The sequence below is a fragment of the Mycobacterium sp. IS-1590 genome, assembly GCF_001500025.1.
Lineage (GTDB): Bacteria > Actinomycetota > Actinomycetes > Mycobacteriales > Mycobacteriaceae > Mycobacterium.
In genome coordinates this window covers 48987-65060 of the sequence record NZ_LQIW01000045.1, presented here as the reverse complement: position 1 = coordinate 65060, position 16074 = coordinate 48987, and the positions used below count along the sequence as shown (strand labels likewise).

At 68.0% G+C, this 16074-nt stretch carries 15 protein-coding genes; 8 read left to right on the top strand and 7 right to left on the bottom strand.

The window, feature by feature from the left end:
* Positions 1–16: 16 nt before the first annotated feature.
* Complete coding sequence (locus AU197_RS19790; RefSeq protein ID WP_064404657.1) at positions 17–1150, bottom strand: AI-2E family transporter; 1134 nt, start codon at positions 1148–1150, stop codon at positions 17–19.
* A gap of 75 nt (positions 1151–1225) precedes the next feature.
* On the opposite strand from AU197_RS19790, the gene AU197_RS19785 reads away from it, so the two are divergent.
* From AU197_RS19785 to AU197_RS19775, 3 genes are all read left to right on the top strand, one after another.
* Positions 1226–2290 carry a lysylphosphatidylglycerol synthase transmembrane domain-containing protein gene (locus AU197_RS19785; RefSeq protein ID WP_064404656.1) on the top strand — a complete coding sequence of 355 codons (1065 nt, stop codon included), beginning with the start codon at positions 1226–1228 and terminating at the stop codon, positions 2288–2290.
* A 146-nt stretch (positions 2291–2436) separates the two neighbouring features.
* Entirely contained in the window at positions 2437–3528 is a 1092-nt protein-coding gene (locus AU197_RS19780) for a M23 family metallopeptidase (RefSeq protein ID WP_231745082.1), read from the top strand.
* Complete coding sequence (locus AU197_RS19775) at positions 3515–3892, top strand: DUF3054 domain-containing protein (protein WP_064404653.1); 378 nt, start codon at positions 3515–3517, stop codon at positions 3890–3892. The genes AU197_RS19780 and AU197_RS19775 overlap by 14 nt, the downstream gene beginning before the upstream one ends.
* Here AU197_RS19775 and AU197_RS19770 read toward each other — a convergent pair.
* The 4 genes from AU197_RS19770 to AU197_RS19755 all read right to left on the bottom strand — a co-directional run bounded on the left by AU197_RS19770 (position 3848) and on the right by AU197_RS19755 (position 7133).
* On the bottom strand, positions 3848–5194 hold the full coding sequence (locus AU197_RS19770; protein WP_082696760.1) for a HAMP domain-containing sensor histidine kinase: 1347 nt from the start codon (positions 5192–5194) through the stop codon (positions 3848–3850). The genes AU197_RS19775 and AU197_RS19770 overlap by 45 nt on opposite strands.
* Positions 5195–5260: 66 nt before the next feature.
* Entirely contained in the window at positions 5261–5929 is a 669-nt protein-coding gene (locus tag AU197_RS19765) for a response regulator transcription factor (RefSeq protein ID WP_197415616.1), read from the bottom strand.
* Between the two features lie 63 nt (positions 5930–5992).
* Positions 5993–6367 carry a heme-binding protein gene (locus AU197_RS19760; protein WP_064404649.1) on the bottom strand — a complete coding sequence of 125 codons (375 nt, stop codon included), beginning with the start codon at positions 6365–6367 and terminating at the stop codon, positions 5993–5995.
* Positions 6368–6557: 190 nt separating this feature from the next.
* On the bottom strand, positions 6558–7133 hold the full coding sequence (locus AU197_RS19755; protein ID WP_064404648.1) for a hemophore: 576 nt from the start codon (positions 7131–7133) through the stop codon (positions 6558–6560).
* Between the two features lie 349 nt (positions 7134–7482).
* Here AU197_RS19755 and AU197_RS19750 point away from each other — a divergent pair, with 349 nt between their 5' ends.
* From AU197_RS19750 to AU197_RS19740, 3 genes are read left to right on the top strand one after another with little or no spacing between them, the layout of a single operon-like run.
* Entirely contained in the window at positions 7483–10389 is a 2907-nt protein-coding gene (locus AU197_RS19750) for an MMPL family transporter (RefSeq protein ID WP_064404646.1), read from the top strand.
* On the top strand, positions 10386–10907 hold the full coding sequence (locus tag AU197_RS19745; protein WP_064404644.1) for a hypothetical protein: 522 nt from the start codon (positions 10386–10388) through the stop codon (positions 10905–10907). Before AU197_RS19750 ends, AU197_RS19745 begins: the two co-directional genes overlap by 4 nt.
* A 29-nt stretch (positions 10908–10936) precedes the next feature.
* A complete protein-coding gene (locus AU197_RS19740) occupies positions 10937–11332 on the top strand; it encodes a CoA-binding protein (protein WP_064404642.1) in 396 nt (131 codons plus the stop codon).
* A gap of 10 nt (positions 11333–11342) precedes the next feature.
* On the opposite strand, the gene AU197_RS19735 is transcribed toward AU197_RS19740, so the two are convergent.
* Together AU197_RS19735 and AU197_RS19730 are read right to left on the bottom strand one after the other, a co-directional pair.
* A complete protein-coding gene (locus AU197_RS19735) occupies positions 11343–12032 on the bottom strand; it encodes a hypothetical protein (RefSeq protein WP_064404640.1) in 690 nt (229 codons plus the stop codon).
* Positions 12029–12619, bottom strand: a complete 591-nt coding sequence (locus AU197_RS19730) for an Rv1363c family protein (protein ID WP_064404638.1) — start codon at positions 12617–12619, stop codon at positions 12029–12031. Before AU197_RS19730 ends, AU197_RS19735 begins: the two co-directional genes overlap by 4 nt.
* A 121-nt stretch (positions 12620–12740) precedes the next feature.
* Between AU197_RS19730 and AU197_RS19725 the strand changes: the two genes are divergently transcribed.
* Positions 12741–14051, top strand: coding sequence for a glycosyltransferase (locus AU197_RS19725; protein WP_064404636.1), 1311 nt, complete (start codon positions 12741–12743; stop codon positions 14049–14051).
* Positions 14048–16027 (top strand): M13 family metallopeptidase, encoded by a 1980-nt coding sequence (locus tag AU197_RS19720; protein ID WP_064404634.1) that lies wholly within the window; start codon positions 14048–14050, stop codon positions 16025–16027. The genes AU197_RS19725 and AU197_RS19720 overlap by 4 nt, the downstream gene beginning before the upstream one ends.
* Positions 16028–16074 lie beyond the last annotated feature (47 nt).

Here is a 16074-nt window from a genome sequence, read left to right as displayed (position 1 = left end):
GCTTTCGTCCCGTGGTTCAGTCGACCTCGTCGCTTTCGGCCTTGACCAGTGGACCGTCGTCGGCTTCGAGGGCTTCCTTCTCGGCGTCTGGATCCCGCGCCGTCAGCACCCGTACGGCACTGTTGAGGAACGCCAGCACCGGCACCGCCAGCAACGCGCCCACGATTCCGGCGAGCACCCCGCCGCCGGCGATCACCAGCACGATCGCGAGCGGATGAATGGACACGGCGCGACCCATCACCAACGGCTGCAGCACGTGGCCTTCCAGCTGCTGTACCGCGATGACCAATCCGAGCGTGATCAACGCGTAGATGAAACCCTTGGCGATCAACGCGACGACCACCGCGAGCGCACCGGCCACCACCGCGCCGACCAGCGGGATGAACGCGCCGAGGAACACCAGCGAGGCCAGCGGCAACGCCAGGGGCACACCCATGATCGCCAGCCCCGTGCCGATGCCCACGGCGTCGACGAGCGCGACCAGGAAGGTGGCCCGCACGTATCCGATCAACGAATGGAAGCCGGCCCGGCCCGCCTCGCGCACCCGATCGCGGACGTGGACGGGGAAGATCTGGGTCACGAACGCGAAGATGTTGCGGCCGCCCTGCAGCAGGAAGATCAGCGTGAACAACACGAGCACGGCGCCGGTCACGATCTCGGTCACCGTGCCTGCCGTGGACAGCGCGCCCGTCGTCACCCTTTCCTGGTTGTTCTGAAGAGCCTCGATCGCGGCGTTACCCGCGTTGTCGATCTGATCCCGGCTCAGATGCAGCGGGCCCTCGATCAACCAGTTGCGGATCCCGTCGATGCTGCGACTGACCTGTTGTGTCAACTCCGGTGCGCCCTCGATGAACTGGGTGACGACGAACGACAGGATCCCGCCGACCACGGCGAACCCGCTGAGCAGCATCAGCGCCACCGCCCCGGCCCTCGGTGCACCCCGCCGGTCGAGGAAGTCGACCGCCGGCATCAGCAGGGCCGCCAGGATCGTCGCCAGCGCGACGGGTACGACGATGATCTCCAGGCGCTTGAACACCCACAGCAGGGCGACGATGGCGGCGAGGATGACGAGTAGGCGCCACGACCAGGCTGCCCCCTTGCGAACGAGAGGTGAGACGGACTCGTCATCAAGAGATGGGCCCCCAGGCATCCCGATAGCGTAACGGCCTGTCACTTGCAGCGACGGATCTGAGGGAAACAGAGCACTACGCCTTACCCTTACTCCGTGGCACACGACGCGCCTGCGAGTGCAGCCCGCAGCCAAGGGCGCTCTCTGCGCGGGAAGTACTGGTGGCTGCGGTGGGCCGTCCTCGCCGTAGCGGCCGTCGTACTGAGCGTCGAACTCGGATTGGTGTGGGATCAGCTCGCCAAGGCGTGGCACAGCCTCTACACCGCGAAGTGGTGGTGGGTGCTGGCGGCGGTGGGCACCGCGTTGGCGTCGATGCACTTCTTCGGCGACATCCAACGCAAGCTGTTGCGGTCGGCGGGAGTGCCTGTGCGGCAATGGCGTTCACAAGCCGCGTTCTATGCAGGCAACTCGCTGAGCACGACGCTGCCGGGCGGACCGGTGCTGTCGGCGACGTTCATCTACCGCCAGCAGCGGCTCTGGGGCGCGACTCCGGTCATCGCCTCCTGGCAGCTCGTGATGTCGGGTGCGCTGCAGGTGATCAGCCTGGCGTTGCTGGGGTTGGGCAGCGCATTCTTCCTCGGCGCCAAGCACAATCCGTTCTCGCTGATCTTTACACTGGCCGGTTTCATCATGCTGATCGTGCTGGCACAGGCGGTGGCCTCACGACCGGATCTGCTCGACGGCATCGGGGTGCGGGTGCTGTCCTGGGTCAACTACGTTCGCGCGAAACCCGCCCACAACGGGCTGACCAAATGGCGTGGGACGCTGGCCCAGCTCGAGTCGGTGAAGCTGAGCAGGCGTCAGCTCGGCATCGCATCCACCTGGTCGATGTTCACGCTGGTCACCGGCGTGGGCACGCTGCTGTTCGCCTGTTACGCAGCCGGCGGGCGCCCCTCGCTGCTCGGGGTCATCGTGGCCTACGTCGCCGCCCGCGCGGTCGGCTCGATTCCGCTCATGCCCGGCGGGTTGCTGGTGGTGGAAGCGGTGCTGGTCCCCGGTCTGGTGTCGAGCGGAATGACACTGGCCTCGGCGATCTCGGCGATGCTGATCTACCGGTTGATCAGCTGGATCTTCATCGCCGCGATCGGATGGGTGGTGTTCTTCTTCATGTTCCGCACCGACACCGACGTCGACCCCGACGCATGCGCCGACCAGCGGTAGCCGTCCTCGGTGCTGCGGCACTGATCGCCGCCTGTTCGCCGGCCATGCAGCCGGCCGAACTGACATCGCCGACCGAGTCGTCGCCGGAAACGACGACGACGGCCTCTCCCCCGCCTCAAGGACCACGGCGAGCTCCCGCCCCGTCGGTGGCCACCCCGATCGTCGGCGACGCCATCAGTCAGCCCGTGCCGGTGCGGGCCACGGACGGCAAGAAGCATCTGGTGTACGAGATCAGCCTGACCAACACGCTGCCGCACCCGCTGACCATGAAGTCGATCACCGTGCTGGACCGCGACGTCGCCCTACTCGACCTCCAGGGCGATCAATTGGCGCAATGGGCGCGGATCATCGGAACACCCAGTCCCACAACGACAATCGGACCCGCTCAGACAGCGCTCGTGTGGTTCGACGTCGCGCTGGGCGACGACGTGCAGACGCCGACGCGGCTCACACACGCCGTCGCTCTGGCGAACCCCGACCCGCAGGATCCGCTCTTCCCCGCCGACCAAACCGTCGACATCGCCCCTGTCGAAGTTCAACCCCGCGAACCCGTCGTCATCCGGCCCCCGTTGAGGGGGGCGAGTTGGGTCGACGGCGGTGGATGCTGCGCCACCAGCGCCCACCGCACGGCGCTCAACCCGGTCAACGGCCGACTCTGGGCCGCGGAACGATTCGCGATCGACTATATCCAGCTCGACCCCGACGGACGCCTGCTCACCGGCGACGCGTCGAAACCCGAGAGTTTCTCCTACTTCGGCGCCGACATCCACGCCGTCGGTGACGGACGGGTGGTCTCGGTGCTCGACGGCCTGCCCGAGCAGGTGCCCGGCCGCGACCCGACCGGCCTCCCGCTGAGCCAGTACGCAGGCAACCACGTCGTACAGGATCTCGGCGACGGGAATTACGCGCTGTACGCGCACATCAAGACCGGGACTGTTGCGGTCAAACCCGGCGACCGGCTGACCGCGGGACAGGTGCTCGGCAACGTCGGCAACACCGGCAACTCCACCGCACCACACCTGCACTTTCAGGTCATGAGTTCACCGGACCCGTTGGGCTCCAACGGATTACCTTTCGTGATCGACGATTTCCGGCTCGACACGAGACTCGTCGACGACGACGCCGTCGACAGGCTTTTCGCGGGGACGTCCGCACAGTTTGAGCCCGGATTCGCCTCTCGCGACGAAAAGACCGCCATGCCATTGGAACTGGATGTGATGACCTATGCCGATCGATAGCTCGGAACAGACCCGGCCGGCCCTGACCGCGCTGGCCACCGACGTGGCCTGCCTGATCGTGTTCGCCGCCATCGGACGGCGCAGCCACGACGAAGGCCTCGATCTGGCCGGTATCGCCGAGACCGCGTGGCCGTTCGTGTCGGGCGCTCTTGCCGGGTGGGCACTGTCGCTCGGGTGGCGGCGTCCCTATTCGCTGATCCCGACCGGCCTCGTGGTGTGGGTGTGCACCATCGTGCTGGGGATGCTGTTGCGCAAGCTGACATCTGCGGGTGTGGCACCGAGTTTCGTTGTGGTCGCCTCGATTTCGACCGCCGTGCTTTTACTGGGCTGGCGCGCGGGGATCCATCTCATGACTCGCCGCTGACACCGTCAGGGTCGCGCGCAGCCCGCCCAGCGGCCCGTCCGACAGCTCGATGCGTCCGCCGTGCAACGCCGCCTGCTGCGCGACGAGGGCAAGCCCCAGACCCGAACCGCCCGGCGCGGCGGTGCTGCCGCGGGAGAAGCGTCCGAGGACGGTCTTGTGCTCGTCGGCGGGAAGCCCGCGGCCGTTGTCGTCGACGACGATCGTCATCGTCCCGTTCATCCGGTGTGCGGCAAGCACGATGCGGCTCGCGCTGCCATGGGTGATCGCGTTGCGCACCAGGTTGTCGACCGCCAGCCGCAGGCCGCTGGGCCAGCCCCAGATCGTGCCCAGGTCGTCATCGGCCTCGACCTCGATCTCGACGGCACCGGCTGTGCGGGCGTTCTCGCGGGCTACCCGGTCCAACAGCTCTGCGACATCGATGGTTTCGCGATCCTCGGCGCGTGCCAGCTGACCCGACGCCAGCTGGCCGAGCGCGGTGATGATCGCCTCCACCCTCCGCTGGGCCCGGGAAAGGTCCTGCACCACCTCGGCGCGCTCCTCGGCGGGCAGGTCGTGGATGCGCAACGTGTCGATGTCCGCGCGCATCGCCGTCAACGGGGTGCGCAGTTCGTGTGCGGCGTTGGCGGCGAAATCCTGCGCCGCCTGTAGGGAGTTCGTGGTGGCCTGCTGCGCGGCCGCCAGGCGGCTGAGCATCCCCGACATGGCCTCCGAGAGGTCCTCGGCCTCACGCACACCGTGCACCTCCGGCATCTGGGCGGTGTCCCTGCCCAACTTCTTGGTGTGCTCGGTGAGCCTGCGCAGCGGACGCACCGCCGGGCCCGCCAGTAACCAGCCCAGCCCCGCGGCGATCAGAACCGCAAGGGCGCCGACGCCGGTGTAGAGCGGAATCCTGCTGGGGCTCAGCAGAATACTGTCGGCGCGGATGCCGATCGACATCAACACCCCGCCGTCCTGGTCCACAGGAATCGTGCGGACGCGGTATTCGACACCATTGACCTCGACGGTGTCGGTACCCGGAGGCAGCGGCGGTAACTGAAAACCGCGCTGGAACACCACCTCTCCCGTCGATCGCGAGCGTCCCGTCGTCAGCACCCCGCGGCGCGGGTCCTGCGGCTGTTCGGGGAACACGCTCGCGTCGATGATCGAGTCGAGCCGCCGGTCGAGTTGCGCCTCATCGTTGCTGGCCAACACCACCGACGTGAGGACCAGGAACGCGGCCACGACGGCCGCCGCGGCCGCACCCGCGGCGACAGCCACCCGTGTGCGCAGCGACGCCGACCGCAGGACCCGCGGCGCCTTCACTCGGCAGCGCCCGATCGTTCGCTCGCAAGCTCGCCGCTTGATCGTTGTTCGGCTCGCAAGCTCGCCTCAGGACTCTTCCCGTAATACGTAGCCGATACCGCGGACCGTGTGGATCACCCGGGGCAGCCCGTCGCGTTCGAGCTTGCGCCTCAGGTAGGAGATGAACACGTCGGCGACATTGGTCTCGACGTCGAAGTCGTAACCCCACACCATTTCCAGGAGCCGCTGCCGGCTCAGCACCACACCGGCGTTGTCGACGAGCACCGCGAGCAGGTCGAACTCCCGCTTGGTCAGATCGACCCGTTCCCCCGCGACGAACACCAACCGGCGCGCGGTGTCGATGGTCAACGGCCCCACCGTCATCGTGTCGGACTGATGGTCGGAGTGGCTGGCCCGGCGCAGCAACGCGTGCAGCCGAGCGACCAACTCACCGAGGTCGAAGGGTTTGGTCAGGTAGTCGTCGGCGCCGGCCTCCAGACCGGCGATCCGGTCGTTGACGGTGTCGCGCGCCGACAGCACGCAGATCGGGATGTCGTTTCCCAACGCCCGCAGCGCGGTGACGACAGCGACGCCGTCGAGTTCGGGCATCTGCACGTCGAGGACCAACGCGTCGTGTGATTCGTTGGAGAGCAGGCGCAGCGCTTCCTTGCCGGTCGCGGCGACCCGAACGTCGAACCCCGAGTGGCGCAATCCGCGCGCGACCGAGGTTCTGACGTCCGGGTCGTCGTCGACCATCAGCACGGTGGGGCCCGCAGCCTCCTGCTGAGCGGACGGCCCAGGTGTCAAGCGAACGCAGGCCTAGCTGTCGGCGATGCCGTCGCCGTTGGTGTCGCCGCAGCGGTTCTTGATGTCGACCAGCGGCTGACGGATCCCCGTCAGGTCGGCCTTGATCTGAGGATTGGCGTTCAGGTAGTCCTGCACCTTGCCGCGGACCTCTTCGCGCGGCAGACCCTCGAGGCTGGTGAAGAACCAGTTGACGTCCGGATGCGTGAACAGGTACGCCGACGTCGATGCCGATACGCCGGAGGCCACACCGGCGAGGTCGGCCGCGGTGCAGTTCGGTGGCTCCGCGGCAGCGAGCGGCGTCGCACCGAAGAACATCGCACCGGCGATCGCGCCGGTGCCGACCGCGCCAGCAACCGCACGACGCGCAGAACGGGCCGAGAGAAACATGGGTGAGCTCCTTCACCGGAAGTGGGTGGTCGTAACCAGGGTGGTTAGCGACGTCTACCAACTGGGACCAACGAAGAAAAGCTAAGCAGAATGTCCGCAGACTTTCTTGCCTTGCGGTCAACGAGTCGCCGAAAACACGAAAATCCGCAGCTGAAACCGCCCGCGACGGGTGACGGGGCGTCGCTTCGAGTCAGGGCAGGCCGGCGATGGCCGCCGACGGTGATTGCGAGTTGCCCTGCGAAACCGGTGACGTCCCGTGCGGTTGGGCCGCGGCGCCCGGCGCGGTCAGCGCCGGGGTCTTCGCGGCCGGGGCCTGCGCCGGCAAATCCGCGGGAAGACCTGCGCCCTGCTGCTGCGCGGCCTGCATCAAGCCCATCACCTGGGGCAGTGTGAGCGGAAGTTTGCACTTGCCCGACAGGCTGGCCAGCGGCTGCTGCAGCTGCTGCAAGTCGTCGGCGACTTCCGGGTTGGCGTCGAAGTACGCCTTCAGCGCGCCCAGCGACTGCGGCCCGGCCTGCTGTTTGGAGATCGTCGTCAACGCCTGGTTGGTCTGCGGGTGCGCGTCGAGATAGTCACCGGTCGAGGTGGCGACGTTTCCGATCGTCCTGGCAACCTCGCTGGCCGCGCACGGGTCCTTGGCCGCGGTCGCCGACGGAGGCGACGACAGGGACGGCAGCACCAGCGCGGCTGCCACGGCCCCGCCCGCGGCAGAGGCAGCGACGACGCCGACGACGCTGCGACGTATCAACCCGGCGGTCGTTTTCATGACAACTCCTAACGATTCGCGGACGATCTCGAACGGTCCGCAAATGCTCTCGCGATGGACGGCAATCAGTCCCCGACGCCGAAAACGGCCGAGGCACATCCTGCCACCGGTCGCGGCACCCCCGCCAATCCTGCGGGGTGACGGCCCGGATGCGCGCCGGTGGAAAGGGGGTGGCGGTAACGCCGTTCGGCTTGGTTGCGAGAACGAATCGGGACATCGTGAGGCGTTGCTGGCCGATCGTTCAGGCACCATGAGAGGAGATCGAAGGGACCGGCACCTTACCGCAGGTTGTTGTACGCTTCGGCTACGAAACGCCGGGGAGAAAGCGGGGAATCCAATCCAGCAATTCATGTTGCGCTTGAGTAGCAAACTGCGCAGATATCGCTGGGCGGTCTTCGCCGTATGGGTGCTCCTGCTCGTCCCGTCGATCTGGCTGGCGCTCAATCAGTCGAGCCACCTCACCGGTGGCGGCTTCGAGGTCGACGGCTCCCAGTCGCTGCGCGTGCAGCACGAACTCGAAGAGCACTTCCCCGATCAGGGCGCCTCGCCGCTGGCGTTGGTCGCCGCACCGCGCGCCGACGCCTCGTACCAGGACATGAACGACGCCGTCGCGCACCTCGAACGCCTGGCCGCCGAGGTGCCCAGCGTCAAGATCGTGCCGAACCCGCAACAGCCCCCGCCGCAGCCGGACCGGCCCTACGTCATCACCCTGCAGTTGGACTTCGACAACACCGGCGCGGTCGACGTCGCCAAACAGCTGCGCCAGAAGGTCGGTATCGACGGCGAGGACCCCGGCGAGATCGAGAACGGCAGGGTCAAGCTCTACGTCATCGGCCAGGGCGCGCTGGGCGCGGCCGCGACGCAGGCCACCAAACACGACATCGCCCAGGCGGAGCGGTGGAATCTGCCGATCGTCCTGATCGTCCTGCTCGCGGTGTTCGGATCGCTGGCCGCGGCGGCCGTACCGCTGGTGCTGGGCGTCTGCACCGTCGTGGTGACGATGGGGATCGTCTACCTGCTGTCGATGTTCACCACGATGTCGGTGTTCGTCACGTCGACGGTGTCGATGTTCGGCATCGCGGTGGCGATCGACTACTCGCTGTTCATCCTCATGCGCTTCCGCGAGGAGTTGCGCGCCGGCCGGGATCCGGACCAGGCCGCGGACGCCGCGATGGCCACCTCCGGACTGGCGGTGGTGTTGTCCGGGCTGACCGTGATCGCGTCGGTGACCGGGATCTACCTCATTCAGACCCCGGTGCTGGAGTCGATGGCCACCGGCGCCATCCTCGCGGTCGCGGTCGCGGTGCTCACGTCCACGACGCTGACGCCGGCCGTGCTGGCGACGTTCGGGCGGGCGGCGGCACGGCGCTCGTCCTATCTGCATTGGTCGAGACGCCCCGAGGCCACCCAGTCCCGTTTCTGGACGCGCTGGACCGGCTGGGTGATGCGCCGTCCGTGGCTGTCGGCGACGGCCGCCGCCGCGCTGTTGATCGCGCTGGCCGCACCCGCATTCTCGATGATGCTCGGCAACAGCATGCAGCGTCAGTTCGAGCCCACCCACGAGATCCGGGGCGGCGTCAACGCCGCGGCGGAGGCGCTGGGCGCCGGCGCGTTGGGCCCGGTCCGGGTGCTGGTGGCGTTCCCCGATGGCAACGCGGCCTCGGCACCGGCGAAGGAACCGCTGCTCGATGCGCTCCGTCAACGCATGGCGCAGGGCCCGAACGTGGTGTCGGTCAGCCCGCCGTCCTTCGGTGAGGACTATCGGCACGCGCTGCTGTCGGCGGTGTTGTCGGTCGATCCCGAGGACATGGGCGCGCGGGAGACCGTGGACTGGATGCGCGCGGAGTTGCCCCAGGTACCCGGCGCCCAGAACGTGCACCTCGACGTCGGCGGTCCGACCGCGTTGATCAAGGATTTCGACGACCGGGTCTCCGCCACACAGCCGCTCGTGTTCCTGTTCGTGGCGTTGATCGCGTTCTTCATGCTGCTCGTCGCGATCCGCTCGGTGGTCCTGGCGCTCAAGGGCGTCCTGATGACCGTGCTGTCGGTGGCCGCCGCCTACGGCAGCCTGGTGGCGGTGTTCCAATGGGGCTGGCTCGAGGACCTGGGCTTCAACCGGATCTCGTCGTTGGACAGCACGATTCCGCCGCTGGTCCTGGCGATGACGTTCGGTCTGTCCATGGACTACGAGATCTTCCTGCTGACCCGCATCCGTGAACGCTTCCTGCTGACCCGCAACACGCGCGACGCGGTGGCCTACGGCGTGAGCACCAGCGCGAGGACCATCACCAGCGCCGCGCTGATCATGATCGCGGTGTTCATCGGGTTCGCGTTCGCGGGCATGCCGCTGGTCGCTCAGCTGGGTGTGGCCTGCGCGGTGGCGATCGCGGTGGACGCGACGGTCGTGCGGCTGGTGCTGGTGCCGGCCCTGATGGCGATGTTCGACGAATGGAACTGGTGGCTCCCGCGTTGGCTGACCCGCATCCTGCCGTCGGTGGACTTCGAGAAGCCGCTGCCCAAGGTGGACACACCCGATCTGATCATCATCCCCGACGACCTCTCGTCGCTGGGACCGACCGGTTCTGAGCTACGCACCGTAGTCAAGTCGGCCGCCAAGCTGAAAACCCTTGTCCCGCAAGCTGTCACGGTCGCCGATCCGCTGGCCTTCAGCGGCTGCAGTCCCGACGCACCGACCACGAAGATGCGCAGCATCGGACGGCTCAACGCCGGGCACCGCGGTGGCGGCGGGGGTACCGCGTTGGCCACCGCGCCGCCCCCGGTCCATCCGGTGACGATGTGGCGTGGCCGGCTGGCGGTCGCCCTGGACGCGCTCGAGACCGCATCGGAATGCGAGCACGCCACGATGGAACGGCGCAGTCCGATGGAGACCACCAACGTCCAACTACCGACCGGCGACCGGCTGCAGATCCCGACGGGCGCGGAGACGCTGCGGCTGAAGGGCTACCTCATCATGTGCCGCAACACCACGCGCGACTATGCGGAGTTCGCGGATCTGGTCGAGTGCATGGACACGCGCACGGCGGCAGAAGTGTTGAGCACAATGGACCGGTACTACTCTGGTTCACAGTCAAGAAGGCAGTGGGTGGCCACTCAGCTGGTGCGCCGACTGGCCGACCCTCAACCTTCGGACGAGCACGACACCCGGATGTCCGGTCCGGAGGCGGAGGCGGAGTGGGCGAAAGTTCGAGAGCGCTGCCTTTCGGTGGCGGTCGCGATGCTGGAGGAGGCGAGGTGACGGTGACTCCCGACATTCGGGATACCCGCCGCCGCGAGGGTGTCTCCGCAGAGCAGAGCCCGAAACCGCCCGCGACGCAGGCCGTCGACGAGCGTCCGGTCGAGTTCTGGCCGACCGCGGCGATCCGCGCGGCCCTGGAGACCGACGACCTCGCGGTCTGGCAGCGCATCGTCGCGGCGATCAAGCGGGACCCGTTCGGCCGTACCGCGCGACAGGTCGAGGAGGTCCTCGAGACCGCGCGACCCTACGGCGTGTCCAAGGCGCTGGCCGAGGTGCTCACCCGCACCCGCGAACATCTGGAGGCCAACGAGCGCGAGGAGGTGGCCCGTCACATCCGCGCGCTGCTCGAGCACTCCGGGTTGGGCCGCCAGGAGTTCGCCTCGCGGATCGGCGCGCCCCCCGATGATTTCGAGTCGTTCCTCAGCGGGCAGACGAGTCCGTCGGCGGCGTTGATGGTGCGGATGAAGCGGCTCTCCGAGCGGTTCGCGCGGATGCGTTCGAGCCGGCCCAACGGCTGATGGCCCGGCCCGCTGGGTATACGCCGGGAATGGACCTCGAACAGATTCTGCGGGACACCCGCAGGGTGGCGATCGTCGGCGCGTCGCCGAACCCCGACCGCGCCAGCCACGAGATCTGGACCTACCTCAAGGCGGCCGCCGATTACGACCTGTACCTGGTCAATCCGACCGTCAGCGACATCGAGGGCACCCCGGTCTACCCGTCGCTGGCCGATCTGCCTGTCGTGCCCGACCTCGTCGACGTGTTCCGCAGGCGTGAGCACCTGCCTGCGGTGCTGCAGGACGCCATCGCCGTCGGAGCCAAGGTGCTGTGGCTGCAACTCGGACTGTGGGACGAGCAGGTCGCCCGCGACGGCGAGGCGGCCGGGTTACAGGTCGTGATGGACCGCTGCATCAAGGTCGACCACGCCCGACTGCTCCGTTAGCCGCCCGGCGTCACCGCGCGTGGATCGGCGACACGTTGTCGACCAACCACCGACCGTCGGCCTTGGACAACGTGACCCGCAACGCCAGCACGGCGGTGTCCGGCGGTTTCCCCGGCGAATTCTGCGTTGCGTGCAGGATCACCGCGACGCTCGCGGCGTCCGGGCCGATAGCCTCGACGCCCGCTGAGACGGTGCTCGCCTGGGCCGACACGTTGCGGTTCGCCAAATCCTTTGCCACCGTGGCGAACTCATTCTTGAACGCGTCGGCGCGCTCCGGAGACATCATCGCCGCGGCCCGGTCGATCGACGCGGTCGGACTCTGCGGGGTGAACGTGGCCGACGCTTCGGCCACACTGCTGGCGATGCCGACGACCTCGGTGCTGTCGTTGCGCAGCGCCCGGTCGGGCACGGTCCACTTCAGATAGCCGACGAGCACCGCGGCACCCAGCGCCGCCGTCGCGACCGCGACCACTCCCAGCCGCAGGCCCGGGCCGTCGTCGTCGGTGCCGACCGTCACCGCGTCGCGGCGCGCCAGCACCGCGTTGACCACCACGCCCTGGACGATCAACAAACACAGCACCGAACAGACCGAGACCCACCACAGCGGCCACGCCAGCGCGATGCCGATGTACACCAGCGCCGCGATCGCGGCCAGCGGAGCCGCGACATCGAACGCGGCGACCCGCAAGACATTCCTCATCGGATCGGCTCCAGCCGCGAGATCTTCAGCGTGCCGTCCACATCGGACACGTCGAGCCGTAGATTCCAGCGCACCGTCCTGGGCTCCCCGCCGCCCACGTTCTGGCTGACCGATGTGGCCACCACCATGACGGTGTCGGTGCGTGCTGCGAACTCCGCGAGTTCGGGCTGAGGTCGCCGCGGCTGCGCCCCGTCCGGGCCGGGCGGCGGGTGGTAGATCGATTCGACCGCGACGGAGTCGATCTGCCCGGTGGTCTGCGACTGCAGGGTCTGCACGAGCTTGCGGTACGGCTGGACGGCCGCGTCGAAGTCCGCGTTCAGCTGGCCGACGGTGCCTTCGTGCAGCCGATTCATGTCGGCCTGCACGGTGTCCTTGCTCATGTTGATCAGCACGTTGGTCCAGTCCACCGCGGTCTGCATGACGCGGGCGCGGTAGCGCAACTCGTCGGTGTGGTCGTGGTGCTGGGTCCAGATCAAAGCGGCCAACGCCACCGCCACGACCGCGATCAGCCCCAGCACCGCCGACGCGATGCCGTACTTGGTGAAGACGGAACCGTCCTCGACTGCAGTGGGCTCGTCCTCGGGCATGCGCGTGAGGCTACCGGGCTGCGGGCCGAACGCCCGTGAGCGGTCAACGTCACATCCACCCGGCACTGGAGAAACGACAAGACGGGTATGCAGGCTTGCGACCGGCGAAGGAAAGGGATGCGTGGCCAACTACCTGATTGCCGCCAGCCCGATCCCCGGGCATGTCATGCCCATGCTGCACGTCGGCGCGGACCTGGTGCAGCGCGGTCACCGCGTCACCGTGCTGACCGGCGCCGAACACAAGGATGCGGTCACCGGGCTGGGCCTGGCGGCCCTGGAGCTGCCGGGCGCGGCTCGCCCCAAGCGCAACGGCAGCGACATGCGTGTTCTGCCGGCGCTGCTGGACCGCTGGTACCGGGGGCGAACCGAGATGCGCTCGGTGTTCATCGAGCCGCTGGCCGCGCAGTACTGGGCGTTGCGCAAGGCGCTTAGCCATGACCATTTCGACGCGGTGTTGTGCGACGTCGCCTTCACCGGAGCCCTGCCCTTGCTGACCGGACACCGGCCCCGGCCGTGGATCCTGGTGTGCGGGGTCGGCCCGCTGACCTTGTCGAGTGCCGACGCACCGCCGTTCGGACCGGCGTGGACCCCGCGCTCGGACCTCAACTACGAAGCGATGACGTGGGTGACGCACCGGGTGTTGTTCGGTGACGTCCACAGTGACCTGAACGCCGAACTCGCCGCCGTCGGCGCCCCGGCGTCCCCGGTGTTCCTGACGGACTGGCCCGTGCTCGCCGACCGGCTCCTGCAGTTCACGGTGCCGTCGCTGGAGTATCCGCGCAGCGATCTGCCGGCGAACGTCGTGTACACCGGCCCGGTGATACCGAAGCCCGCGGACAAGCGCGGGCTGCCGTGGGATCCGGCCGGCGATCCGCGCACGGTCGTCCACGTCAGCCAGGGCACATGGGACAACGACGATCTCGGCGCGCTCGTCGTGCCCACGGTCGAGGCGCTCGCCGGCCGCGAAGATCTGCTGGTGGTCGCGACGACCGGCCATGAGGGCCGCACGACGATTCCCGGCCGCGTGCCCGCCAACGCGCGCATCACCGACTTCCTGCCCTATGCCGAACTCCTGCCCCACGTCGACGTGATGATCACCAACGGCGGATACGGCGGCGTGCACCAGGCGCTCTCGCACGGCATACCTCTGATCGTCGCCGGCGGTTCGGCCGACAAACCGGAGGTCGCCGCCCGGGTGGGTTACGCGCGGGCGGGGATCAACCTGGGCACGTCGCGGCCCAGCCGCGCCGAGATCGTGGGCTCAGTCGACGCGGTGCTGGGCACGCCCGCCTACCGCGCCGCGGCGCGCCGGTTGAGCCGCGAGATCCGCACGATAAACGCCTTCGACCGCATCGCCGAAACGCTGGCAGGGCTGGCGGTGCCGCAGCGGCCAGCAACAGCGGCCGCGCGTTCTGGCACCCTGGTGGGGTGACGGTAGAAGCAATCAGATCCGGCATCGACCTCAGCTACGTCGACACCGACGCCCGCCCGCAAGACGACCTGTTCGGCCACGTGAACGGCCGCTGGCTGACCGAGTACCAGATGCCCGGTGACCGAGCCACCGACGGCGCGTTCCGCTCGCTGTACGACCGAGCCGAGGAACACGTGCGCGACCTCATCACCGAAGCCGCAGCGGCGAACGCGGCGACGGGGACCGACCAACAGCGCATCGGCGATCTGTACGCCAGCTTCATGGACGAGCAGGCCGTCGCCGCGCGGGGTGTGCAGCCGCTGCTCGAGGAACTCGCGGCGGTCGACGCTGCCGACTCCCCCGAGTCGCTGGCGCGGGTGCTCGGCGCGTTGCAGCGCACCGGAATCGGCGGCGGAACCGGCGTGTACGTCGACACCGACTCCAAGGACTCGACCCGCTACCTGCTGCACCTGACCCAGTCCGGCCTGGGCCTACCCGACGAGTCGTACTACCGCGACGAGCAGCACGCCGAAATCCTCGCCGCCTATCCTCAGCACATCGCGGCGATGTTCGAGTTGGTTTACGGCGCAGGTGATCACACCGAAACCGCAGCCCGAATCGTGGCGTTGGAGACCAAGCTGGCCGCCGCGCACTGGGACGTCGTCAAGCGGCGTGACGCCGACCTCACTTACAACCTGCGTACCTTCGCCGACCTGCCGACCGAAGCGCCGGGCTTCGACTGGTCGGGCTGGGTGTCCGAACTCGGTACCACCCCAGAGAACGCCGCAGAAGTCGTTGTGCGCCAACCCGACTACCTCACCGCGTTCGCCGCCGAGTGGTCCGGCGGGGATCTCGAGGATTGGAAGCGCTGGCTGCGCTGGCGCGTGATCCATGCCCGCGCCTTCCTGCTGACCGACGACCTCGTCGCCGAGGACTTCGCGTTCTACGGCCGGCGACTCTCGGGCACCGAGCAGATCCGCGACCGGTGGAAGCGCGCCGTGTCGGTGGTGGAGAGCCTGCTGGGCGACGCGGTCGGAAAGTTGTACGTGCAGCGGCATTTCCCGCCGCACGCCAAGGAGCGGATGGACGAGCTCGTCGCCAACATCCGCGAGGCCTACCGCGTGAGCATCAACTCGCTGGACTGGATGACGCCGCAGACGCGGGAGAAGGCGCTGGCCAAGCTCGACAAATTCACGCCCAAGATCGGGTATCCGCGCAAGTGGCGCGACTACTCGGGTCTGGTGATCGAGCGCGACGACCTCTACGGCAACTACCGCCGCGGCTACGCGTTCGAATACGAGCGCGAGCTGCGCAAGCTCGGCGGGCCCGTCGACCGCGACGAGTGGTTCATGACGCCGCAGACCGTCAACGCCTACTACAACCCGGGCATGAACGAGATCGTCTTTCCTGCGGCGATTCTGCAACCGCCCTTCTTCGACGCCGACGCCGACGACGCCGCCAACTACGGCGGCATCGGCGCGGTCATCGGCCACGAGATCGGGCACGGCTTCGACGATCAGGGTGCCAAGTACGACGGCGACGGCAACCTCGTCGACTGGTGGACCGACGAGGACCGCACCGAGTTCGGCGCGCGGACAAAGAAGTTGATCGAGCAGTACGACGAATACGTGCCCCGGCAGCTGAGCAACGGGCACCACGTGAACGGCGCCTTCACCGTCGGCGAGAACATCGGTGACCTGGGTGGGCTGTCGATCGCGCTGCTGGCCTACCGGCTGTCGCTGAAGGGTGAGCCCGCGCCGGTCATCGACGGGCTGACCGGTGAGCAGCGGGTGTTCTTCGGCTGGGCTCAGGTGTGGCGGACGAAATCCCGTGACGCCGAAGCCATCCGGCGTCTGGCGATCGACCCGCACTCACCGCCGGAGTTCCGGTGCAACGGTGTGATCCGCAACATGGACGCGTTCTACGAAGCGTTCGATGTCACCGAGGACGACGCGCTCTACCTGGAACCCGAACGACGCGTCCACATCTGGAACTAGCGGCCCCAGAACGCCGCGAGACTACGGTTTTTGACGGGGTTACTCGC